Source organism: Streptomyces sp. NPDC005551, from assembly GCF_042871785.1.
Lineage (GTDB): Bacteria > Actinomycetota > Actinomycetes > Streptomycetales > Streptomycetaceae > Streptomyces.
The window spans coordinates 33,023-55,524 of the sequence record NZ_JBIAJE010000006.1 but is presented as its reverse complement, the minus strand read 5'-3'; the positions used below and the strand labels follow the sequence as shown (position 1 = coordinate 55,524).

The window sequence follows — 22,502 nt, the reverse complement described above, 5'->3', positions numbered from 1 at the left end:
GCCCGCGCCCGCGCACCACGACCTCCGCTCTCAGCGCCTGCGCACCACGACCTCCGCCGAGGCCGCCGCCCCCTCGTGCAGGGCGTCGCCCGCGTAGCTCACGGTGTAGGTGACCGTCCGCGTGGTCCGCGGCAGGTCCTCCACGGTGAACGTGCCGTCCGCCCCGACCGCCACCGACGACAGCGCGCCGGAACCGAGCCGGTCGGTGCGCCGCACCTGCACGGAGGCACCGGCCTCCAGGGCCCGCCCCTGCCAGGTCAGCGTGCCCGTGATCCGGACCCCGCCGTCCAGGGTTGCCTCGCTCGGGGCTTTCAGCGTGAGCGCCGTCGGCGCCTTGGCCACCGGGACCGTCAGGCTGACGTCCTCGGCCGGCCGGTGGGTGAGGTCCCCCAGGTAGGAGACGGTGTAGGTGGCGTCCCCCACCGCGTCCGGCTCGTCGAGCACCGTGAAGCTGCCGTCGGCCTTGGCCTCCACGGCGGCGAGGCGGTGCGTGCCGTCCGCGTCGGTGCGTACGGCGGAGACCTTCACCGGTTCCACCGGAGCGGTGCCGTCCAGGGTGAGCCGGCCGCGGACGGCGAGCGGCTCCCCCACGACGGCCCTGCCCGGCGAGTACGTCAGACCGCCGGTGAAGCGGGAGTCGTACTGGGCGGCGGGCGGCTGGATGACGTGCAGCCAGTACTGGCTGCCCGCCGCGTCGGTGGTGACGGCGAACAGCCGCGTCCCGTCCTTGGACCAGCCCAGTCCGCGCGGGGCGACCCGGTTGCCGTCGAGGCTGCCCTCGAAGGCGAACTCCAGCGGCGCGGCCGTGCTCCGCGGGTCGGCCTTCTGCACGAGCAGGTCGGCCGTGCTGCCCGGGGCGTCGGCGCCGCGGGCGAGGTAGGTGCCGTCGCCGCTGAAGGCCACGGCCGACGCCGTGGCACCGGCGGGCAGCGCCCCGTAGGAGCCGTCCGCGTCGGACAGGTCCAAGGTGTTGAGCAGCCTCGTCCCGTACCCGGCGTCGGCGACCGCGAGCAGCTTGCCGTCCGCCGACACCGACATGTCCTTGAAGTTGAGCGCGCCCTTGCCGTCGCCGTCCGCGAACCGGCGGGCGGCGCCCCGCACCAGGGTGTCGCCGCCGGTGTCGAACGACGTGAGGAAGGGGTCGCTCTCGCCGCCGCCGGGCGGCTGCCCCATGAACAGCCGGTCCGGGGCGCCCTCCCCGGTCGCCAGCTGGAGGCGTCCGCCGGCGGACCACTTGGTGTCGTACGCGGTGCCCCCGGTGACGCCGAAGACGCTGTTCGTGTACGAGTGGCAGTCGCCGGTGTTGTAGTTCTGCGTGTACCAGACCTTGCCGCCGGAACGGGCGACCTGCCGCCCGCAGTAGGCGTACCAGGGCGTGTAGGCGTACACGCTCCTGTCCAGCGTCTGCGTGTCGTAGGCGGCGATCATCTCGTAGTTGGACGCGTAGAGCGTGCCGCCGTCCTCGCTGAGCGCCATTCCGGAGACCGGGCCGCTGGAGGACAGCGTGGTCACCTTGCGGCCGGCGAAGTCGTAGACCTGGACGGCGCCGTCGGCGCTGCCGCGGCTGTCCTCGGTGAGGTAGACCCGTTCGTGCGCGGAGTCGATCACCATGGTCGAGTAGGAGGAGATCGGCAGCTTGGCCACGGAGTCCGTCGCGGCGAGCGCCGCGGGTGCCGCGGCCACTGTCAGGCCGGCCCCCGTCATCCCGATTGCGGCCAGCAGGGCCACCGTGCGCCCACGACTGTGTGCGGTTCTCAACTGTGCCCCCCACAGGCTGGAACGAGCGCCCCGCTCGCGTCGAGCGGGGCGCCTGGAGGGGCATGAAACAGCCGCGTGGACCGCCGGGGCAAGGCATTGCCCGGTGCGGCGTGTCGTCGTCACCGCGGCCGGCCTTGACGACGTCGCAGGTCAGGGCAACAGGCCGGCCGCGGAGCAGTGGGGGCGTCAGCCCAGGCGCTGCACCAGCGCGCGGTACTCGTCCCACAGTTCGGTGGGGGTGTGCTCACCGAAGGTGTTGAGGTGCTCGGGCACCAGGGCCGCCTCCTCGCGCCACACCTCCTTGTCGACCGTGAGCAGGAAGTCGAGGTCCGACTCGGACAGTTCCAGCCCCTTGGTGTCCAGCGCGCCCTTGGCCGGCAGCACACCGATCGGCGTCTCGACGCCCGCCGCGGTGCCTTCCAGGCGCTCGACGATCCACTTCAGCACACGGCTGTTCTCGCCGAAGCCGGGCCAGACGAACTTGCCCTCGTCGTTCTTGCGGAACCAGTTGACGTAGTAGATCTTCGGGAGCTTCGAGGCGTCCTTGCCCTTGGCGACGTCGATCCAGTGCCCCATGTAGTCGCCCATGTTGTAGCCGCAGAACGGCAGCATGGCGAAGGGGTCGCGGCGCAGCTCGCCGACCTTGCCCTCGGCGGCGGCGGTCTTCTCGGAGGCGACGTTCGCGCCGAGGAAGACGCCGTGGTTCCAGTCGAAGGACTCGGTCACCAGCGGTACGGCGGTGGCGCGGCGGCCGCCGAAGAGGATCGCGGAGATCGGCACGCCCCTGGGGTCCTCCCATTCGGGCGCGATGATCGGGCACTGTGCGGCGGGCGTCGTGAAGCGGGCGTTGGGGTGGGCCGCCGGGGTGCCGGACTCCGGCGTCCAGTCGTTGCCCTTCCAGTCCGTCAGGTGGGCGGGGGTCTCCTGCGTCATGCCCTCCCACCAGACGTCGTTGTCGTCGGTGAGCGCGACGTTGGTGAAGACGGAGTTGCCCCACAGCGTCTTGATCGCGTTGGCGTTGGTGTGCTCGCCGGTGCCCGGGGCGACGCCGAAGAACCCGGCTTCGGGGTTGATCGCGTACAGGCGGCCGTCCTCGCCGAAGCGCATCCAGGCGATGTCGTCACCGATCGTCTCGACCGTCCAGCCGGAGATCGTGGGCTCCAGCATGGCGAGGTTGGTCTTGCCGCAGGCGCTCGGGAAGGCGGCGGCGACGTACTTCGGCTCGCCCTGCGGAGGGGTCAGCTTCAGGACGAGCATGTGCTCCGCGAGCCAGCCCTCGTCGCGCGCCATGACGGAGGCGATGCGCAGCGCGTAGCACTTCTTGCCGAGGAGGGCGTTGCCGCCGTAGCCCGAGCCGTAGGACCAGATCTCGCGGGTCTCCGGGAAGTGCGAGATGTACTTGGTGGAGTTGCACGGCCACGGCACGTCCTGCTCGCCCTCGGCCAGCGGCGCCCCGAGCGTGTGCACGGCACGCACGAAGAAGCCGTCGGAGCCGAGCTCGTCCAGGACCGGCCGGCCCATGCGGGTCATGGTGCGCATGGACACCGCGACGTAGGCGGAGTCGGTGATCTCGACGCCGATGGCGGAGAGGTCGGAGCCGAGCGGGCCCATGCAGAACGGGACGACGTACATCGTGCGGCCGCGCATCGAACCGCGGAAGACACCGCCCTCGCCGTCCCGCCCCTGGAAGATCTCCCGCATCTCGGCGGGCGCCTTCCAGTGGTTGGTCGGGCCGGCGTCCTCCTCCTTCTCGGAGCAGATGAACGTCCGGTCCTCGACGCGTGCGACATCGGTCGGGTCGGAGGCGGCGTAGTAGGAGTTGGGGCGCTTGATCGGGTCGAGCTTCCGGAAGGTGCCCCTGCGGACGAGCTCCTCGCTCAGTCGCTCGTACTCCGCCTCGGATCCGTCACACCAGACCACACTGTCCGGCTGGGTCAGTTCGGCGATCTCGTCCACCCACGAGATCAGTTCCTGATGCTGGGTGGGGACGTCGGTGGGAGCCGCGATGTCGCGCGCCACGATTGCTCCTAAATGAGGGGTTTTGTTGTTGAATGCCCCTTGGGGGCCGCGACCCGGATGCTTCACGGTGATGGTTCATGGGCGCTCATCCGGTGCCGACCGCACTCATTTGATCATCCGACGCCGCCGCCCATATGTCCAGAGGGCCGCCCACCTGAGCGGCGTGAGCATCGCCACTCCGCCCGAGGTTTCCCCGCACGTATGACGGGCCCCTCCCCCGACCCCTACTCGAAGACCCCCGGCATCCTGTGAGACGCTGGCCGCTGCCGACCGGAGCGGCACGTCGTACTGACGCGTAACTTACGGTTCCGTAGGTACGATCGGCCGTATGACTGCGCCCGTCCCCGACGTGCCCACGGACTCGCCGCCCGCCGGCCGCGGCCCCGTCGAGCTCCCCCTGCCGCACCCCGTCAAGCCCAGGCTGCGAGGCTGGCTGCACCTGGGCATGTTCCCGGCCGTGCTCGTCGCGGGCCTGCTGCTCACCGCCCTCGCCGACACCGGCCGCGGCCGGCTCGCCTGCGGGATCTACACACTGACCGCCTGCCTGCTGTTCGGCGTGAGCGCCGTCTACCACCGCGGCGACTGGAGCCCGCGCATGGACGGCGTGCTGCGCCGGCTCGACCACGCGAACATCTTCCTGATCATCGCGGGCACCTACACACCGCTGACGATGCTGCTGCTGCCCGGCGCGAAGGGCCAGTGGCTCCTGTGGGGCATCTGGGGGGCCGCCGCGGCCGGCATCCTCTTCCGGGTGTGCTGGGTCGGCGCCCCGCGCTGGCTCTACACCCCCTGCTACATCGCCATGGGCTGGGCGGCGGTCTTCTTCCTCCCCGACTTCCTGCACGCGGGCGGGGTGACGGTCCTCGTCCTGGTCGTCGTCGGCGGCCTGCTGTACAGCGCCGGCGGCGTGATCTACGGACTCAAGCGCCCCAACCCCTCCCCCCGGTGGTTCGGCTTCCACGAGGTGTTCCACTCCCTGACCCTCGCGGCGTTCGTCGCCCACTACATCGGCATCTCGCTGGTCGCCTACTAGGGCCTGTCTGACAATTCCCGTCTGCCTCCCTCCTGGCGACGACGGGAATTGTCAGACAGGCCCTAGGCCTGGTGCGGCGAGTTCGGGTTGTCGGACAGGCTGCCCGGAACACGGCCTCCCCGCATCGAAACCGGGAGGCCACCGGCGTTCGCCCGTGGCATCCTGACCCGGTGAACGGACCGGAGATCCATGTCGAATTCGCCCCCGAACTGGGCCTGTTCGTGCCGCCCCCGCGCCGCGTCGGCGCCACCGCCGTCGTCACCGACGGCGCCTCCACCCTCGGGCACGTCGTCGAGTCGCTCGGCGTCCCGCTCACCGAGGTCGGTGCCCTGGTCGTCGACGGCCGGGAGGTGCCCGTGTCGCACATCCCCGCGGCGGGCGAGTCCGTCCACGTGCGGGCCGTCCGGCGCCCGCAGCCCGTACCCGGAGCACCGCTGCGTTTCCTCCTCGACGTCCACCTCGGGACCCTGGCCCGCCGGATGCGCCTGCTCGGCGTGGACACCGCCTACGAGTCCACCGACATCGGCGACCCGGCCCTCGCCACCCGCTCCGCGGCCGAACGGCGCGTCCTGCTCAGCCGGGACCGCGGGCTGCTGCGCCGCCGCGAGCTGTGGGCCGGCGCCTTCGTCTACAGCACCCGGCCCGACGACCAGCTCCGGGACGTCCTGAGCCGGTTCGCCCCCGCCCTGAACCCCTGGACGCGGTGCACCGCGTGCAACGGATCGCTCCGGGAGGCGACCAGGGGGGAGCTCGCCGGCCGGCTCGAAGACGGCACCAGCCGGTCGTACGACGTCTTCGCCCAGTGCGCGGAGTGCGGGCGCGCCTACTGGCGGGGCGCGCACCACGACCGCCTGGAGGCCATCGTGGGACGCGCCCTCGCCGAGTTCGGAAGCTGACCTACGGCTTCCGCAGGTCCCCCTTCCCGCAGGCCGTGCCGTTCCCGTCCCGGTCCAGGCCCAGCGGGTCGTCCCCGCCGTTGACCCTCAGCCGGCCGTACCCGTTCGTCCTGAGCCAGCCGCAGCGGGCGTCCGCCGTCTTCCGCACCCCGCCCGGGAAGACCGTCGGCACGCAGACGTCGACCGGCCCGTAGTGCCGGTCGCAGCCGGAGACGGTGGGGCCGACCTGCTGCGAGGCCCGTTTCCGCCCCGGCTCGCGGACGGTGCCCTCCAGCGAGCCGGCGAAGGCGTGGACGTGCGCCGAGGGGGCGTCCGCGGCCAGGGCGGACGGCCCCTGGAGGTGCACCCACTCGGCCACCGACGGCACCCCGTTGGCATCGACCGCGAAGAGCATGTACCAGCCGGGCGGCGCCAGGTTCGGGTTGCTCGTCACGTTCAGGTCGACGTTGTTCCCGTCCACGCTCAGCGGCAGGTCCACGAAACGCTGGTTCGGGTCGGAGGAGTGCGTCACCGCCGCCGGCCTGATCAGCTCCGCCCTGGCGACCGGCCGGTCGACCGTGATCCGCTGGGTGTCGCCGTACACCCACTCCTTGTCGATCACCGAAGTGATCGCCGGGCGGGGACCCTTGAGCAGATACGGCGGGGTGTAGACGGACACGTCGTGGTTCCAGGTGCCGTTGCCCGGGTTGTCGCCCGTCGTCATCACCCGGCCGTCGGGCAGCAGGAACGCGGACGAGTGGTAGCCGCGCTCCTCCGGGTCGGGCGCCACCGGATCGAAGGCCGAGGTCGCCGGATCGAAGATCGACGACTCGTAGACCGGGTCCGCCCGGTTGTGCAGGGCACCGCCGGTCTCCAGGACCTTGCCGTCCGGCAGCAGGACGGCGGAGACGTACATCTTGCCCTGGGCGCCGGTCTGCTCCGCCCTGCCGTTGCCGAGGTCGACCTTCCCCTGCGGGATCTGCGGGCCCGCGACGTACGCCGGGTCGGCGGACTTGAGGTCGATGATGTCCGTCAGCCGGTTCGCGTCCGGGTTGGAGTCGATGTTGCCGCCGCCGAGCGTCAGCACCCGCTGGTCCTGGGCCGGCGGCAGCAGCACGCTCGCGGACTGGTCGCGCTCGTCCTTGTTCCGCAGCCCCGGGACCGCGGTCGTCGTGTTGGCGTCGTAGTCGTAGACCGCCGAGCCCGTGCCCGGGGTGCCGTTGCCGAAGACATGGCTGCCCGAGTAGAACAGGCGGCCGTCCTGCATCAGGATCATCGACGGGTACAGACCCCAGTACGACCAGGTCTGGTTGACCTTCCACAGCGGCTGCCACCGCCGCTCCGCGTCCGACCAGCGCTCGGCGGCCACCGACCCGGTGGAGTCCTCGCGCAGTCCGCCGAAGGAGAGCACGTCACCGTTGCCCAGCACGGTCGCCGACGGGTACCAGTGCCCGTCGTTCATGTCGTTCGTCCTGCTGTACGTCTCGGTGACCGGGTCGAAGAGGTACGAGTCCCGGTACCCCTCGTAGCCGTGCCCGCCCGCCACCGGGTACGCCTTGTTGCCGCTCATCACCAGCACCCGCCCGTCGGACAGCTGGACGTGCCCGGCGCAGAACATGTCCTTCGGCGTCGGGACGACCTTGTACGTGCCCCCCACCGGGTCGTACACCGCGGAGGTGAACGTGCCCGCCCCGAACGCCTCCTCGCTGTTCCCGGAGCCCGCGATCAGCAGCACCTTGCCGTTGTTCAGCACGACGGAGTGCATGGACCGGACCGGGTTCCGGGTGGGCAGCACGTCCCACCTCCCGTTGGCGCACTGGTCGGCCGTGGCGGTGCACCGGACCGGCGGCGGCGCCTCGGCGACCTGCTCCATCGTGTAGTCGTCGGTGGTCACGGACCCGGTGCCGTAGACGGAGACACCCCACGTGATGCGGTCGGTGCCGGCCGGCACCGCGGGCGTACGGACCGACGCCTCGGTCCAGCCGCCCGCCATCTCCAACGTCTTCAGGTCGGTCCAGTACTGCCAGCCCGCCGTCGCGTCGTGCCGGAAGAGCGTGAGGGACACGTCCGGGGTCGTCGACCGGTACCAGAGCCCGAGGTCGTACTGCCTGCCCGCCGTGACCACCGGCGCACAGGCAGCGCTCTCGGTGATCAGCGCCTTGCGGTCGCCGTCGGCACGCCGGGTCAGCTCGACCTTCATCGCCCTGCCGCCGGAACGGGCGTCCGCGACGGTGGAGAAGGCGAAGTCGTTGTCGCCCCAGCCGGACTTCTCCCAGCAGTACGGCATCCCGTCCGTACCCGCCGTCTCGAAGCCCGGGTTCCGCACGAGGTTCGCCGCGGCGGCGGGCTGCGGTGAGACCAGGAGCAGTCCCGCGGCAAGACCCGTCACGGCCAGCAGGGACGTCCTGCGCCGTGCCCTGGAACGGAACGTCATGCGGCCCTCCCCACCGTGCGGTCGCTGCCCTCGCGCTTCGGCCCGGCACCCCGGCGCGGCAGATAGACCAGCGCCTCGGTCCCCGCGAAGCGCAGGACGAACGTCATCACCAGCGCCAGCGCGGTCGCGGACAGCGCACCCATCCCGAACTCGCGCACGAACAGCGCGATCAGCGGGATGCGCAGCACCAGATCGGCGTTGGCGAGCAGCACGAACCGGCCCGTACGGTCCCACCCGTTGCGATGCCTGCGCCGCTCGCGGAACAGCAGATGCTCGATGAGCAGGAAGTTCCAGACGACCCCGAACTGGTTGGCGACGATCTCGGCCGGCAGGTAGTGCACTCCGGCGGCCGTGAGCGCGTACAGACCGAGCAGGTTCGGCAGGAACCCGGTGGCGCCGATCAGGCCGAAGACCACCATCCGGGCGACGGGTGAGACGGTGCGCAGCCCGGCCAGGTGGCGCAGGAAGCGAAAGCCCTCCCGCGCCGTCGACTTGGACTCGCCCGCGTACCGGTCCTGGAAGACGAACGGCACCTCGGTGACCTCACGGGGGCGGCTGCGCACCGCGAGTTCGAGGAGGATCTTGTAGCCGAGCGGCTGGAGGACCTCCGCGGTGACCGCGCTGCGCCGGATGGCGAAGAAGCCGCTCATCGGGTCGCTGATGCCCCGCAGTCTGCCCGGGAACAGCGCCTTGGTGAGCCAGGTCGCACCGCGCGAGACGGCGACGCGGTAGCCGCCGGCCAGCCCCGCACGGCTGCCGCCCTCGACGTAGCGGCTCGCGACGACGAGCCCGGCGGACGCCCGCTCGCCCGTGGCCACCAGCTCCGGCACCAGGGACGGCGGATGCTGGAGATCGCCGTCCATGACGACGACCCAGTCGGAGGTCGCCGCCTTCAGCCCCTCGACCACGGCGCCGCCGAGACCGCCCACGGGCTCCTCCCGGTGCAGCACGGTAACCGGGAACGGGCAGTCCTGCGCCGCCCGGGAGATCACCTCGGGGGTGTCGTCGGTGGAGTCGTCCACGAAGACGACCTCGCAGGGCAGCCGGGCCGGCACCGACTCGGTGATGCGGCGCAGCAGTTCGCGGACGTTCGCGGACTCGTTGAAGGTCGGCACGACGATGGTCACGGCGCCGGGCTCGGGCACCTCGGCGGCGCGCACCGCGGGGCCGCCGAGCTCCTCGGGGACGGTGGACTCGTAGCTCATCGGGGACCTCCCACGGCCTGGATCCGACGGATCTCGATCCGGTCCTCGCCGGTGCCGAAGGTGGCGACCGGCGTCGAGTGCTGCATCGCGGCCGCGACGTTGGGCAGGTCGGCGGCGTCGCGCCGTACCGTCGGGGAGGCCACCACGTAGTCGAGGTCGCGCCAGCCGCGCGGCATCGTCCTCGTCACCGCCGGGTCCAGGTCGGCCTTGTAGAACCAGATGACGCCGAGCCCCGGCCGGTACCCGTCGTGCACCAGGTCGAGCCAGAGGGCGTCGTCGACCAGGACCCGGGTCTTCTTGGGGTTCTCGACCCGCGTGGCGAGCCAGTGGGACGCCGCCCGGTAGGGGGCGTTCGCGTCGGCGGTCACCGCGGTGCGGTCGCCGTCGTACCAGCGGGGCACGACGTACAGGGCGGCCGCCGCCGCCAGCAGGACCGCCGTCGCCCGGCGTCCCCAGGTGACGTACGGCATCTCCGCGGTGCTCCGCCGCCGGCGCAGCACCGCGTGCGCCACACTCGCGGCGCCCCCGGCGAGGACCAGCGCGAGGAAGGGCAGCGCCTGGATGACGTACATCGCGGGCAGATAGCCGTTCGGCCGCAGTGCCACCAGGGCGAGGACGCCGACGGTGAGCGCCGGCCCGGCCAGCGCGCGGGCGGTCACCGACCAGCGCCAGGTGAGCATGAGCAGCACGGCGCCCGCGAGACCGCCGAGGGGCAGGACGCGGTCGTAGTACAGCCAGGACCGCAGCACCCCGTTCGAGCCGGAGCCGGGGTCGAGGAGGAAACCGGAACCGGGGCGGCTCATCTGGTACACGATGCCGTCCCACAGCGAGACATGCCCGGAGCCGGGGAGCAACTCCCCCTTGAGCAGGGCGAAGAGCGGATACGCCAGGCCGATCAGGACGCAGGCGGTGACGGCTCCGGTGAGGGCGAACTTGCGGGTGTCGCGGTGGCCGTGGCGCCACATGGTGACCACCAGCGCGGGCAGGACGACGAGCATCGTCTCCTTGGTGAGCACCGCCGCCGCGGCCGCGACGCCCGCGGCGAAGTGGTGCCACAGATGACGGTTCGGCGAGGCGGCCAGGCAGAACGCGAGCAGCGTCCACATCACCGCGATGTTGTCCAGGAAGATCTCGCGCTGGAGCACGACCGACAGCGGCGACAGCCCGAAGATCGCCATGGCGAGACCGGCCGCCCAGCGCGGCAGCCGCAGCCGCCGCGCGAGGACGTACAGAAGCACCGCGCTCGCGGCGCTGACCAGCAGCATCGTCGTCCGCATCGGCCCGACCGTCATCGACGACGGGCTGATCTTCGCGGGGATCCAGGTGAGTGCCGCCAACTGGATCCAGCCGAGGGGCGGGTGGTCGTACCAGTAGGTGTAGTGGGCGAGCCCGCCGCCCCGCTGCACGGCCCACGCCTGGGCGAGGTAGGTGCCCTCGTCGTCGCTGAGGGTCGGGTAGTCGGCGATGTTCCAGCCCTGTACGACCATGATCGCCACGAGCAGCAGCCCGCAGAGGACCAGATCGGAACGCGACCGGCGAAAACGCGGGACCGGAAGGACGACGGGGACGTATCTGGGCGCACGAGGCCGCTGCACGGGGACCGTGCCGGTCACCGCGGGAAGGGTGGAGGTCACGCGGGAACGTCCTCTCGGATCGCTTCGGTGAGATGCGCGCCCACATGACTGGTCAACTCCCAGTCGTTGCTGCCCCGTTGCTCCCGCCACACCGCGCGGACGGCCGCGCCAGCCAGAAGCACCTGGTAGAACGGCCCGCCGGCGATGAGCTTGAGGTAGTGCACGAACCGGACCCGCAGCCCGTACTGCCTGCCGAAGTCGTGCAGGCCGACCAGCTCGAAGACGAAGGTGACCATGGCGGTGACCGCCGGCAGGAAGGTGATGAAGGCGATGCCGACCGGCACGTCGAGGAAGAGCGCGACGGCCACGTTGAGCGGGATGATCACCCCGGAGACGGCCTGCAGATAAGGCGTCATCAGCGTGTAGCGGGCGAGCAGCCGCTGCCCGAATCCCGGCAGCTGCTTCCAGTCCCGTTTGCGGTAGACCTGGAGGAAGCCCTGGTTCCAGCGGGTGCGCTGCTTCAGCAGGGACACCAGGCTGCCGGGCGTCTCCTCCCGCGTGACCATGTCGGAGTCGTACGCGACGACGACCTTCTTGCCGACGCTGGACAGCCGTACGCCGAGGTCGCAGTCCTCCGCCAGGCAGTCCGGGTCCCAGCCGCCGGCCTCGCGCAGCACGTCGGTGCGCACGAAGACGGTGTTCCCGCCGAGCGGAATGAACCCTTTCTGCGCGTGCAGATGCAGCCGCGAACGGAACCAGAAGAAGTACTCCAGGCAGTTGCGCAGGCTGTACCAGCTGGAGTGGAAGTTGATCAGCTGCACCCCGCCCTGCACGACGTCCGCGCCCGTGGTGCGGAACGCGTGGTCGACATGGGCGAGCAGCTCCGGATGGACCTGGTCCTCGGCGTCGAAGACCCCGACGACATCGCCGCGGCAGTGCGGCAGCGCCGTGTTCATGGCCTTCGGCTTGTTCTTCTTCTCGTGGGTGTCGACGACGACCCGCACGCGCGGGTCCCGGGCCTCGGCCCGGCGGGCGACCGCGGCGGTCTCCGGGTCGTCGTGTCCCACGATGACGATGATCTCGTAGTCGTCGTGACCCGACTCGAGCAGGCGCTGGATCGTGTGGTCCAGCACGGCCTGCTCGTGCCGCGCGGGCAGCAGCAGCGAGAAGGACAGGCCCTCCCCGCCGTCCGGCCTGCTGAAACGGGTGGAGGCGAGCACCTCGGGCGTACGCCACGCGTGCATCTGCCACCACAGAGTGAAGGCGGCCATCCAGAACAGAGCCAGTGAAACGGCAGCGATGAAGACAGACGTGAGCAACAGATCCCCCCAGATCCCCAAACCCCTGTCGCGACGGCGTGCCACCAACCGTCGCGTCACCGTGAGGAGACTAGGGGGGAACTGTGAAGCCCGTACGCTGTTCAGATAAATAGAGTGTTTCGGAACGCCAGGTCAAGTAAGCGCATGTATGCGACTACGTCGGAAGTTACCCGTCCAGATCTGCCCGATTCAGTCAGAGACCGCGCTGCCCAGCGCCTCCCGGAGCCGCTCGACGTCGGACGTCGGAGCGTCACAGGTGAAGTTGCGGCAGACGTACGCGGCCGGTTCACCGTCCAGCAGCGGCCGGTCCGCCAGCAGCGGCAGTTCGTCACTGCCCGGAGCCCCCACGGCGACCACCGCCCCCGGCGCCGTCCCCAGAAGAGCCGCACGGTGCAGGGCCCTCGTCGCCTCGGCGTCCGCCGGGCCGACGACCGCGACCTCGCGGGGCCCGTCGAGCAGCGCCTCCGCCACCGAAAGACCCCAGCCCACGAAACGCGGAGCGCGCGGCCCGAGCGTCCTCACCACACCCAACGCCCGCTCCGCCGCGATGCGGTGGGGCTCGGCACCGGTCTGCGCCGCGTACGACAGCAGGGCACCGGCCGCCGCGCTCCAGCCGGAGGGCGTGGCGTTGTCGGTGGGGTCCTGCGGGCGACGGATCAGACGCTCCGCGTCGGCCGCGGTGTCGAACAGGGCGCCCGACCCGGCGTCGGCGAACTGCGCGAGAACGTGATCGAGCAGGAACCCGGCGAACTCCAGCCAGACCCCCTCGCCGGTGACCGACGCCAGCGCGAGGAAGCCCTCGGCGACGTCCGCGTAGTCCTCCAGCACCCCGGCGTGCGCGCCGGCCCGGCCGTCCCTGCTGGTCCGCGCCAGCCGGGCACGGTCGTCCAGGTGCAGCCGTACGAGGAGGTCGGCGGCGCCGATCGCGGCCTCCACCAGGTCGGGCCGCCCGAAGTAGGCGCCGGTCTCGGCGAGCGCGGCGACCGCCAGGCCGTTCCAGGCGGCGACCACCTTGTCGTCGCGGCCCGGAGCCGGGCGCCGCGACCGGGCGGCGAGCAGACGCTCCCGGACCGACGCGATCCGCTCCGCGTCGAACACCTCGTCCTGCTGCGGCAGTTGGAGCACGGAGGCACCCTCCTCGAAAGTGCCCTCCTCGGTCACGCCGAAATACCGGGCGGCCAGTTCCGCATCGTCCCCGAGGACGTCGCGGAGCTGCTCCGGCGTCCATACGTAGTACGCGCCCTCGACGTGCCTGCCGGTCCCGTCGTCGCTGTCCGCATCGAGCGCGGAGGCGAACCCGCCCTCGGAGGTGCGCAGTTCGCGCACCATGAAGTCGGCGGTCTCCAGCGCGACACGCCGCGCGAGACCGGACCCGGTGGAACGCCACAGATGCGCGTAGACACGGCACAGCAGGGCGTTGTCATAGAGCATCTTTTCGAAATGCGGGACAATCCAGTCGCGATCCACCGAATAGCGGGCAAACCCGCCGCCGAGCTGGTCGTAGATGCCGCCCCTGGCCATCCGCTCGCAGGTGTCCCGCGCCATCTGCAGGGCGCCCTCGGAACCGGTGCGGGCGTGATGGCGCAGCAGGAACTCGATCACCATGGACGGCGGGAACTTGGGCGCTCCGCCGAAGCCGCCGCGCTGCTCGTCGTACTCCCGGGTCAGCCCGAGCAGGGCACCGGCCAGTTCCTCCTCGCCCGGCGCCCCGGTGCCGCCGTAGTCCAGCTCCCGGCCCGCGAGATCCCGGACGATCTTTCCCGCGACCTCGGTGACCTCGGCGTGACGGTCGGTCCAGGCACCGCGCACGCCCTCCAGAACCTGACCGAAGCCGGGCATCCCGTGGCGGGGCTCGGGCGGGAAGTAGGTGCCGAAGTAGAAGGGTTCCGCGTCGGGGGTGAGGAAGACCGTCATGGGCCAGCCGCCCTGCCCGGTCGCCGCCTGCACCGCCTCCATGTACACGGCGTCGACGTCGGGCCGCTCCTCGCGGTCCACCTTCACGCTCACGAAGTGCTCGTTCAGGTACGCGGCCGTCGCCTCGTCCTCGAAGGACTCGTGCGCCATGACGTGGCACCAGTGGCAGCTGCTGTACCCCACGCTGAGCAGGACGGGCACGTTGCGCCGGCGCGCCTCGTCGAAGGCCTCGGCCGACCAGGGCCACCAGTCGACGGGGTTGTCGGCGTGCTGGAGCAGATACGGGGACGTCTCATGGGCCAGTCGGTTCACCCGTCCACTCTCCCACGGTGTCCCGTGCGGGGCAGAAGCGCGGCTTCACCCGGCGTGCCTTCGCCGCGGTACGGCCCGTAACCGCGGCGGACGCCCCGGCACCGGGCCGCGCCAATGATCGCCGGTCCCCTGTCGCTCCCGCCCCGCACCAAGGACACTCATACGCACAGGAGTTGCCGCCGGAGGGGGACATCAGATGCGGGACGGCCATCGGGCGGAGGCCGAGCGGCTGTTGGGGCGGGCCGTGGAGGAGGAGGTGCGGCGGTCGGGCGGGCGCACCGACGGGGCCGTGCTGCTGTCGCGGGCGCGCGGTGAGCTGGACGCCATGGCCCGGACGGCCGCGGAGGAGTACGAGGCGTACACCCGCGCGCTCGACGAGGCGGCGGCGGACGGGTCGACCTTCGGGCAGCGGTACGCCCGGGCGGGCGCCGGCACGGCGGTGCTGGTCGCGGGCGTCGCCGCGCTGGCGGCCTGCGTCGCCGACCTGGCGCTGGGTACCGGCGCGGGGACGGCCCTGGGTGCCGGGGCCGTGGCCGGCGCGGCCGGGGCGGCGGTCACCGTGGCGAAGGTGACCGCCTCGCATCTGCCCGCGGCGAGCCGCAGCGCGGGCGCCCGGAACCAGCCGGGCGGCGCCGAACAGCTGCGCCTGCAGTGGCTGACCGCCCTGGAGATACGCGGGATCCGGCCCTTCCTCGACCAGCAGCGGGTGCTCAGCGCGTCCGCCGGGGCCAAGAAGGGTGCGCCGCAGCTGCGGCGCACGGACAAGAGCGCAGCCGCCCGCAGGCGCACGGTCCTGGACCAGTCCTTCGCTCAACTTCCGGAGCGGGACCCGGTGTTCACCGGGCGCAGGCAGGAGCTCTCGCGGGTGGCGCAGTGGGTGCACGCGGCCCGGGCGAGTACCGAGACCAAGCCGACGGTCGTGGTGCTGCACGGCGCCCCCGGCTCCGGCCGCAGCACCCTGGCGGTGCGGGTGGCGCACGAGCTCCGGGACCAGTTCCGGGGCGCGTGCGTGGTGGACCTGCGGGGCGACAGCGGGGAGGAGCCGCCGCTGTCCACGCGCGACGCGCTGCTGCATCTGCTGAACCGGCTCGGGGCGCCGCGCGAGCAGCTGCTGTTCCGGGAGCGTTCTTCGGCGGACCAGCAGGTGAGGCGGCTGAGCGAGCTGTACCACCAGCATCTGACGGGGCTGCCGGTCACGATCGTGCTGGACGACGCGTCCGACGCCGAACAGGTCCGCACCCTGGTCCCGGAGCGGTCGGACAGCCTGGTGCTGGTCACGGCCCGCACCCCCCTCACGCTGCCCGCGGATCTGGCCGCCCGGGTGCACCATCTGCCGCTGGAGGCGCTGGAGGCGGGCAGCGCGGAGGAGCTGCTGAACGCGGCGGCGCAGGACCCGTCGGGGCCGTACGACGCCGAGTCGTGCGACCGCGTGCGGGAGCTGTGCGGCGGCCTGCCGCTGGCGCTGCGCATCGCGGGTTCCTCCCTCGGTCCGCGCACCGCGCGTCAGCTGGCCACGGACCTCGGGGCGTACGGTCCGGTCGAGCCGGTCGAGCGGGTCCTGTGGCTGCGCTACACCGACCAGTCGGAGACGGCCCGGCGGCTGCTGCGGCGGCTGGCGCTGGCGGGGCGGGCCTCGCTGGGCGCGGCCGCGGCGGCGTCGCTGCTCGCGACGGACGAGCAGGACGCGGCCCGTCAGCTGGCCGTGCTCGCGCGGGCGGGCCTGATCGGTCATGTGCGCGGCAGCCGCTACCGCCTGCACGACGTCGTGCGGAGTTTCGCGCAGGCGCGTCTGCTGGACGAGGAGGATCCGGCCGAGCGGACGGCGGCGCAGGAGCGGCTGATCGTGAACTACGGGGAGCTGGCCGACTCGGTGATCCGCCTGGTCGACGGGAAGACGTCGACGCGTGCGGACTCCGCGTTCCACTCCAGTGCGGTCGGCCCGCACGGCTTCACCTCGCTCGACGCGGCGCTGCGCTGGCTGGACGACGAGTCGAGCTTCATCACGGCGGCGCTGCGCCACGCGGAGGGCGTGAACCAGGCGGCCGTGCTCAATCTGCTCGGCGCGCTGTGCGACTACTGCCTGCTGCGCGGTGATCTCTACCGCCTGGGCGAGATCAGTGAGCTGACCCAGGCCGTGGACCAGGGGCTGCTGGTGCGCTCGGTGCAGTGGCGGACGGGCATCGCGGCCCGTCAGCTCGGTGAGCTGGACAAGGCGCGCTCGACGCTGTCCTCGGTGGTGGACCTGTACTTCGAGGCGCATCACGACGCGGGTGCGGCCCGTGCGCTGTGCTCCCTGGGGATCACGCTGCACCACCAGGGCAATCTGACGGAGGCGGCGGCGCGGCTCCAGGAGGCCATGGATCTGCAGGCCGCGCCGGAGCTGGCGGGTGACCGGGCGTGGACGATGCACGCCCTGGCGGCGGTGGAACGCGACCGTGCCCGGCTGTCCGCGGCGCTGGACCTGCTCACCGAGGCGCTGGTGCTGCACCGGGAGAGCGAGTCGGTGCACGGCGAGGCGTGGGCGCACTTCCAGCTCGGCCAGCTGGGGCTGCGCATGGGTGACGTTCCGCGAGCCGAGCGGGAGCTGCGGGAGGCGCTGGATCTGTACGTCCGTACGCGCGACGGCCGCGGTGAGGCGTGGGCGCTGACGCAGCTGGCCCGGGCCCGGCTCGTCGGCGGTGATTCCTCGTCCGCGGTCGACGCCCTGCGGCAGGCGGCCTCGCGCCACCGGGACAGCGAGGACGCCCGCGGGGAGGCGTGGACGGTGTACTACCTGGGCCAGGCGCTGGAGGAGACGGGGGATCTGGATCAGGCGGTGCGTGAGCTGGAGCGGTCCCGCACGATGTTCTCCCGGATGCGGGACGTGTACGGCCTTGCCTGCGCCCGTCATCACTCGGCGCGGGTGACCCGCGACCAGCGGGCCGCCCAGACCGGCTCCCTGCGGAACTCCGGCTTCGCGCGGCAGCTTCTGGTGGACGCCCGCGCGGACTTCCATCGCATCGGGGTGGCCCACGGCGAGGCGTGGACGTGTCTGGAGCTGGCGGTGGTGGACGCGGGCAATGCCCGGACTCCGCAGGCGCTGTCCCTGTGCGACGAGGCGATCGGCCTGTTCACGTCGTACGGCGACCGCCGCGGCGAGGACTGGGCCCGGTTCCTGCGCTGCACGCTGCTGCCCTACGGGGCGCCGGGCGGTTCCGAGATCGGCAGCGCGGTGGCGCAGGAGGAGCTGGCCCAGCTGTCCCGCTCACGGCATCCCGCGCGGGACGGGAAGCTGGACGAGTACGTCGAGGCGTACCAGCTGCTGCTGGAGCGGGGCGTCAGCCTGGAGGCGGGCTGGCAGGCCTGGCGGCTGGGCATGGTCCCCGACCGGCACGCCCGCGAGGTGATGGGCGTACCGGTGACGACGCGCCGGTAGCCCGGCGGCACCGTGCCGTCCCTCTCCCGCGCCGGAGGGGGACGGAGGGTGCGGACGGTCCGACGGGCCGGCGGGCGGCGGGTGGTCTCAGCCCTGCCGGGGCTCGGCGGCGGAGGCGCCGGGGGGCGTCCGGCCGGCGGGGGTCTCCGCCGGCTCCGGGTCCTCGAAGTCGACCTTCCGCAGTTGGCGGTTCATCGACTTCATCAGGCCCCAGACGGCCAGGGCCATCACCGCGAACACGATGAAGCCGAGGACGCCGGGGGTGACCTTGTTCTCGTCGACCTCCTTGGCGAGGGAGACGAGGTTCGTCATTGCCAGGCTTGCGCTTGCGCTCATGTCAGGCATTGTCGCGGATGCCCGCAAAGAGGTCGTCCTCGGGGAGGGACGTATCGACGAGGGACTTGGCGAGCTCGTACTCCTCGGTCGGCCAGACCGCCTTCTGGAGCTCCATGGGGACCTTGAACCAGCCGCCGTCGGGGTCGATCTGCGTGGCGTGCGCGATCAGTGCCTTGTCGCGGATCTCGAAGAACTCCGCGCAGGGGATGTGCGTGGTCAGCGTGCGCTCGACGCGCTCGAACTCCGACCAGCGCTTCAGCCAGTCCCCGTAGGGCGACTCCAGGCCGCGGTCCAGCATGGCCTGGTGCAGCGCCTCGGTGCGCGGGCGGTTGAAGCCCTGGTTGTAGTAGAGCTTCTGCGGCTGGTACGCCGGGCCGAACTCCGACTCCGGGTACTTCTCGGTGTCGGCCGCGCCCTCGAAGGCCACCATCGAGATCGTGTGGGTCATGATGTGGTCGGGGTGCGGGTAGCCGCCGTTCTCGTCGTACGTGGTGATCACCTGCGGACGGAACGAGCGGATCTGCTTCACCAGCTCACCGGCGGCCTTGTCGACGTCCTCCAGCGCGAAGCAGCCCTCGGGGAGGGGGGGCAGCGGGTCGCCCTCGGGCAGGCCGGAGTCGACGAAGCCGAGCCACTCCTGCTTGATGCCGAGGATCTCGCGGGCCTCGTCCATCTCCTTCTTGCGCACCTCGTGGATGTGCTCCTCGATGTACGTGTCCCCCTGGAGTTTGGGGTTGAGGATGGAGCCCCGCTCCCCGCCCGTGCAGGTCACGACCAGTACGTCCACCCCTTCGGACACGTACTTCGCCATGGTGGCCGCGCCCTTGCTCGACTCGTCGTCGGGGTGGGCGTGCACGGCCATCAGTCGCAGCTGGTCAGTCAAGACTCAATCCTCAGTCAGTCGGCTGTCGCCTGGTCAAGTCGTCGGTCGGCGCCCGGCGTGGATCGGCGTGGCGGGCGGCTTCTATAGTGACGGAACAGGAGGGTGAAAAATTCCGGGGCCCGGCCCCGGGAGCCCCTGCCGGGACTTCCGCTCCGGCCCCCTGCGAGAGGACGACCATGAGTACGGCGAGCACGCGGCTGCCCGAGGGCCGGTACGGCGGCTCCGCGGACGAGCGTGCCGACCGCAGGCTCAAGGTCATCGGCTCCGTGCTGGGCGTGGCCCTGCTGGCTCTCGTCGGCTGGTTCGCGTACTACTACGTGGGCGGCAGCAGGATCAGCGCCGAGGTGATCACTTTCAGTGCCGTCTCGGACGAGGCGGTCGAGGTACACCTGGAAGTGCGCAAGGACGCGGACGTGAGCGGCTACTGCACGCTGCGTTCGCAGAGTGCGGACGGTGCCGAGGTGGGCCGTGCGGACTTCCGCTTCGGCGGGGACTCCTCGCGGATCGACAGGGTCGTCACGCTGCGGACGACGGCCCGCGGCACCACGGCTCAGCTGCTGGGCTGTCACGCGGGCTGAGCCGGGTCCCCCCGGAGCGGTGCTCGGCGACAGGCGGGCGGCGACCGGCGGCGAAACGCGGCGACACGGCTCGTCCCGCATGCGGCACGTTTCCGCACTGACCTGCGCCGGCGTTATTCTGATGCCTTATGTCCTCCCCCTTCGACCGTTGAATTGTTAGGCTCGTGGTTTCGCCCACCCGAGAAGGAACATTCTTCTGGGTAGGGCGATGCTTTGTATTCCCAGTACCTACGAGGAGCACCTGTGACCCAGACAAGCGAGAACGTCACCTGGCTGACCCAGGAGGCGTACAACCAGCTCAAGGCCGAGCTGGATTACCTGTCTGGTCCTGCGCGCACGGAGATCGCCGCCAAGATCGCGGCAGCGCGCGAGGAGGGGGACCTGCGCGAGAACGGCGGGTACCACGCGGCCAAGGAGGAGCAGGGCAAGCAGGAGCTCCGAGTGCGCCAGCTGACCCAGCTCCTGGAGAACGCCAAGGTCGGCGAGGCTCCCGCGGCGGACGGTGCGGTCGCGCCCGGCATGGTCGTGACCATCGCCTTCGACGGCGACGAGGACGACACCCTGACGTTCCTGCTCGCTTCCCGCGAGTACGCGAGCACCGACATCGAGACGTACTCGCCGCAGTCCCCGCTGGGCTCCGGCGTGAACGGCAAGAAGGTCGGCGACGAGGCCGAGTACGAGCTGCCGAACGGCAAGCGGGCCTCGGTGAAGATCCTGAAGGCCCACCCGTACCAGGGCTGAGCCCGGCCACGGTCTCGACGAAGCCCCCGGCGTCCGTCGCCGGGGGCTTCGTCATGCATGCGTCACCCCGGGTCAGGCGGTGGCGGACCGGTACTTGCGAACCGCCAGTGTGCGGAAGATCAGGATGATCAGGACGGAGTAGATCACCGAGGCGAGGACGGGGTGCTGCATCGGCCAGGCGTCGGACTGCGACTGGCCGGGGTTGGCGAAGAGCACCCGGCAGGCCTGGACGGTGGCGCTGAACGGGTTCCACTCCGCGATGTGCCGCAGCCAGGGCGTCATGTTCGAGGAGTCCACGAACGCGTTCGAGATGAACGTGACCGGGAAGAGCCAGATCAGGCCGCCGGAGGTGGCCGCCTCGGGCGTCCGCACGGAGAGTCCGATGAGGGCGCCGATCCAGGTGAACGCGTACCCGGACAGCAGCAGCAGCGCGAAGGCGCCGAGCACCTTGGCCGCGTTCGTGTCGCCGTCGGAACCCACCCGCCAGCCGACCAGCAGGGCGACGGCGGCGAGGACGAGCAGGGTGAGCGCGGTCTGGACGAGGTCGGCGAGCGTACGCCCGGTGAGCACCGCTCCGCGGGCCATCGGCAGCGAGCGGAACCGGTCGATGAGCCCCTTGTGCATGTCGTCCGCGATGCCCGCTCCGGCGCCGGCGGTGGCGAAGGTGACCGTCTGGGCGAAGATGCCGGCCATCAGGAAGTTGCGGTAGTCGACGGCGCTGGTGCTGCCGCCGATCCGCATGGAGCCGCCGAACACGTACGAGAAGAGCACCACGAACATGACGGGCTGGATGAGCCCGAAGATCACCATCTCCGGGATGCGGGACATCCTGATCAGGTTGCGTCTGGCGATGACGAGGGAGTCCCGCACGGACCGGGTCAGGGCGTTGCTGGGAGCCGCGGGCTGCACGGCGTCGGTGGCGGCGCTCACTTGGCGGTCTCCTCGGGGTGCTTGCGGCTCTTGACGGCTCCGGCGGGCGCGGCGTCCTCCGCCCGCTCCTCGGCGAGATGGCCGGTGAGTGAGATGAACACGTCGTCCAGGGTGGGGCGGCGCAGACCGATGTCGTCGATCTCGATGCCCCGGGCGTCCAGCTCGCGGATGACCTCGGCGAGGAGCTTGGCGCCGCCGGACACCGGGACGGTGAGCTTGCGGGTGTGCTCCTCGACGGCGGTCTCGCCCTTGCCGAAGCCGCGCAGCACCTCGGAGGCGGTCGCGATGTGCTCGCGGTCGTGCACCACGACCTCGACCCGCTCGCCGCCGGTCTGCGCCTTGAGCTCGTCGGAGGTGCCGCGGGCGATGACGCGGCCCTGGTCGACGACGCAGATGTCGTGCGCGAGGTGGTCGGCCTCCTCCAGATACTGGGTGGTGAGCAGCAGGGTCGTGCCCCCGGAGACCAGCTGCTTGATGACCTCCCAGAGCTGCTGGCGGTTGCGCGGGTCGAGGCCGGTCGTCGGCTCGTCCATGAACATCACCGGCGGCGAGACGACCAGGGCCGCGGCCAGGTCGAGCCGGCGGCGCATACCGCCCGAGTACGTCTTGGCGGGGCGGTCGGCGGCGTCGGTGAGGCGGAACTGCTCCAGCAGCTCGGCCGCCCGCGCCTTCGCGGGCTTCGCCCGCATCTGGTAGAGCTGGCCGACCATCTGGAGATTCTCCCGGCCGGTCAGGTACTCGTCGACCGCGGCGAACTGTCCGGACAGGCCGACCGAGCGGCGCACCGCGTCGGGATGCTTGAGCACGTCGATGCCCGCGACGACCGCCCTGCCGCTGTCGGGCCGCAGCAGGGTCGTCAGACAGCGCACGGTGGTGGTCTTGCCCGCGCCGTTCGGACCGAGCAGGCCCAGCACGGTGCCTTCCGGGACATCGAGATCGACGCCGTCCAGAGCCTTGACGTTGCCGAAGGTCTTCACCAGGCCTTCGGCATAGATGGCGCCTGGCATGTGAGGTCTCCCAAAAACGGTTGGAGAATTCCTACGGAAAGATCCTAGGTTTGCGTGGTGTGCGCCGCTCGACGGACGCGATGTCACTCTCCTGGGCGAAAAATGTCGCGTCGCACGGCCGCAGATGTGGCGAGGAACACACCATATCGCGATGTATCGCGTCTCACAA

16 protein-coding genes are annotated in these 22,502 nt (G+C 71.4%); 5 read left to right on the top strand and 11 right to left on the bottom strand.

Going from position 1 to position 22,502, the window contains the following annotated elements:
- Positions 1-30 precede the first annotated feature (30 nt).
- Together ACFYP4_RS18280 and ACFYP4_RS18275 are read right to left on the bottom strand one after the other, a co-directional pair.
- A complete protein-coding gene (locus ACFYP4_RS18280; RefSeq protein ID WP_388786296.1) occupies positions 31-1,683 on the bottom strand; it encodes an Ig-like domain repeat protein in 1,653 nt (550 codons plus the stop codon).
- 261 nt (positions 1,684-1,944) lie between these two features.
- The gene (locus tag ACFYP4_RS18275; protein WP_388786295.1) at positions 1,945-3,777 is read right to left on the bottom strand and encodes a phosphoenolpyruvate carboxykinase (GTP); all 1,833 of its coding nucleotides are present in this window, start codon (positions 3,775-3,777) and stop codon (positions 1,945-1,947) included.
- A gap of 328 nt (positions 3,778-4,105) precedes the next feature.
- Here ACFYP4_RS18275 and ACFYP4_RS18270 point away from each other — a divergent pair, with 328 nt between their 5' ends.
- Complete coding sequence (locus ACFYP4_RS18270; RefSeq protein ID WP_358851726.1) at positions 4,106-4,810, top strand: hemolysin III family protein; 705 nt, start codon at positions 4,106-4,108, stop codon at positions 4,808-4,810.
- Between the two features lie 170 nt (positions 4,811-4,980).
- The gene (locus ACFYP4_RS18265) at positions 4,981-5,706 is read left to right on the top strand and encodes a Mut7-C RNAse domain-containing protein (RefSeq protein WP_388786293.1); all 726 of its coding nucleotides are present in this window, start codon (positions 4,981-4,983) and stop codon (positions 5,704-5,706) included.
- 1 nt (position 5,707) lies between these two features.
- Here the strand turns inward: ACFYP4_RS18265 and ACFYP4_RS18260 are convergent, their stop codons facing one another.
- From ACFYP4_RS18260 to ACFYP4_RS18240, 5 genes are all read right to left on the bottom strand, one after another.
- On the bottom strand, positions 5,708-8,119 hold the full coding sequence (locus ACFYP4_RS18260) for a galactose oxidase-like domain-containing protein (protein ID WP_358851728.1): 2,412 nt from the start codon (positions 8,117-8,119) through the stop codon (positions 5,708-5,710).
- Positions 8,116-9,324, bottom strand: a complete 1,209-nt coding sequence (locus tag ACFYP4_RS18255; protein ID WP_388786291.1) for a glycosyltransferase — start codon at positions 9,322-9,324, stop codon at positions 8,116-8,118. The genes ACFYP4_RS18260 and ACFYP4_RS18255 overlap by 4 nt, the downstream gene beginning before the upstream one ends.
- Positions 9,321-10,958, bottom strand: a complete 1,638-nt coding sequence (locus ACFYP4_RS18250; RefSeq protein ID WP_358851730.1) for a phospholipid carrier-dependent glycosyltransferase — start codon at positions 10,956-10,958, stop codon at positions 9,321-9,323. The genes ACFYP4_RS18255 and ACFYP4_RS18250 overlap by 4 nt, the downstream gene beginning before the upstream one ends.
- The gene (locus ACFYP4_RS18245; protein ID WP_358851731.1) at positions 10,955-12,217 is read right to left on the bottom strand and encodes a glycosyltransferase; all 1,263 of its coding nucleotides are present in this window, start codon (positions 12,215-12,217) and stop codon (positions 10,955-10,957) included. Before ACFYP4_RS18245 ends, ACFYP4_RS18250 begins: the two co-directional genes overlap by 4 nt.
- 189 nt (positions 12,218-12,406) lie before the next feature.
- The gene (locus ACFYP4_RS18240; RefSeq protein ID WP_358851732.1) at positions 12,407-14,443 is read right to left on the bottom strand and encodes a thioredoxin domain-containing protein; all 2,037 of its coding nucleotides are present in this window, start codon (positions 14,441-14,443) and stop codon (positions 12,407-12,409) included.
- 196 nt (positions 14,444-14,639) lie between these two features.
- Between ACFYP4_RS18240 and ACFYP4_RS18235 the strand changes: the two genes are divergently transcribed.
- Positions 14,640-17,858 carry a tetratricopeptide repeat protein gene (locus tag ACFYP4_RS18235; RefSeq protein ID WP_358851733.1) on the top strand — a complete coding sequence of 1,073 codons (3,219 nt, stop codon included), beginning with the start codon at positions 14,640-14,642 and terminating at the stop codon, positions 17,856-17,858.
- A gap of 87 nt (positions 17,859-17,945) precedes the next feature.
- Here ACFYP4_RS18235 and ACFYP4_RS18230 read toward each other — a convergent pair whose 3' ends face one another.
- Together ACFYP4_RS18230 and mca are read right to left on the bottom strand one after the other, a co-directional pair.
- Positions 17,946-18,203, bottom strand: coding sequence for a hypothetical protein (locus ACFYP4_RS18230; protein ID WP_358851734.1), 258 nt, complete (start codon positions 18,201-18,203; stop codon positions 17,946-17,948).
- On the bottom strand, positions 18,196-19,056 hold the full coding sequence (mca, locus tag ACFYP4_RS18225) for a mycothiol conjugate amidase Mca (protein WP_358851765.1): 861 nt from the start codon (positions 19,054-19,056) through the stop codon (positions 18,196-18,198). The genes ACFYP4_RS18230 and mca overlap by 8 nt, the downstream gene beginning before the upstream one ends.
- Positions 19,057-19,253: 197 nt before the next feature.
- On the opposite strand from mca, the gene ACFYP4_RS18220 reads away from it, so the two are divergent.
- Positions 19,254-19,655, top strand: coding sequence for a DUF4307 domain-containing protein (locus ACFYP4_RS18220; RefSeq protein WP_388786288.1), 402 nt, complete (start codon positions 19,254-19,256; stop codon positions 19,653-19,655).
- A gap of 243 nt (positions 19,656-19,898) precedes the next feature.
- Positions 19,899-20,396, top strand: coding sequence for a transcription elongation factor GreA (gene greA, locus ACFYP4_RS18215; RefSeq protein WP_358851736.1), 498 nt, complete (start codon positions 19,899-19,901; stop codon positions 20,394-20,396).
- Between the two features lie 72 nt (positions 20,397-20,468).
- Here the strand turns inward: greA and ACFYP4_RS18210 are convergent, their stop codons facing one another.
- The gene (locus ACFYP4_RS18210; protein ID WP_358851737.1) at positions 20,469-21,326 is read right to left on the bottom strand and encodes an ABC transporter permease; all 858 of its coding nucleotides are present in this window, start codon (positions 21,324-21,326) and stop codon (positions 20,469-20,471) included.
- On the bottom strand, positions 21,323-22,333 hold the full coding sequence (locus ACFYP4_RS18205; protein WP_358851738.1) for an ATP-binding cassette domain-containing protein: 1,011 nt from the start codon (positions 22,331-22,333) through the stop codon (positions 21,323-21,325). The genes ACFYP4_RS18210 and ACFYP4_RS18205 overlap by 4 nt, the downstream gene beginning before the upstream one ends.
- Positions 22,334-22,502: the final 169 nt, after the last annotated feature.

Excerpts from the sequence above, each read along its gene's own strand:
- ACFYP4_RS18270 (WP_358851726.1), top strand. The coding sequence starts at position 4,106 with ATGACTGCGCCCGTCCCCGACGTGCCCACGGACTCGCCGCCCGCCGGC.
- ACFYP4_RS18260 (WP_358851728.1), bottom strand. The coding sequence starts at position 8,119 with ATGACGTTCCGTTCCAGGGCACGGCGCAGGACGTCCCTGCTGGCCGTG.
- ACFYP4_RS18255 (WP_388786291.1), bottom strand. The coding sequence starts at position 9,324 with ATGAGCTACGAGTCCACCGTCCCCGAGGAGCTCGGCGGCCCCGCGGTG.
- ACFYP4_RS18235 (WP_358851733.1), top strand. The coding sequence starts at position 14,640 with ATGCGGGACGGCCATCGGGCGGAGGCCGAGCGGCTGTTGGGGCGGGCC.
- ACFYP4_RS18230 (WP_358851734.1), bottom strand. The coding sequence starts at position 18,203 with ATGCCTGACATGAGCGCAAGCGCAAGCCTGGCAATGACGAACCTCGTC.
- mca (WP_358851765.1), bottom strand. The coding sequence starts at position 19,056 with ATGGCCGTGCACGCCCACCCCGACGACGAGTCGAGCAAGGGCGCGGCC.
- ACFYP4_RS18220 (WP_388786288.1), top strand. The coding sequence starts at position 19,254 with ATGAGTACGGCGAGCACGCGGCTGCCCGAGGGCCGGTACGGCGGCTCC.
- ACFYP4_RS18205 (WP_358851738.1), bottom strand. The coding sequence starts at position 22,333 with ATGCCAGGCGCCATCTATGCCGAAGGCCTGGTGAAGACCTTCGGCAAC.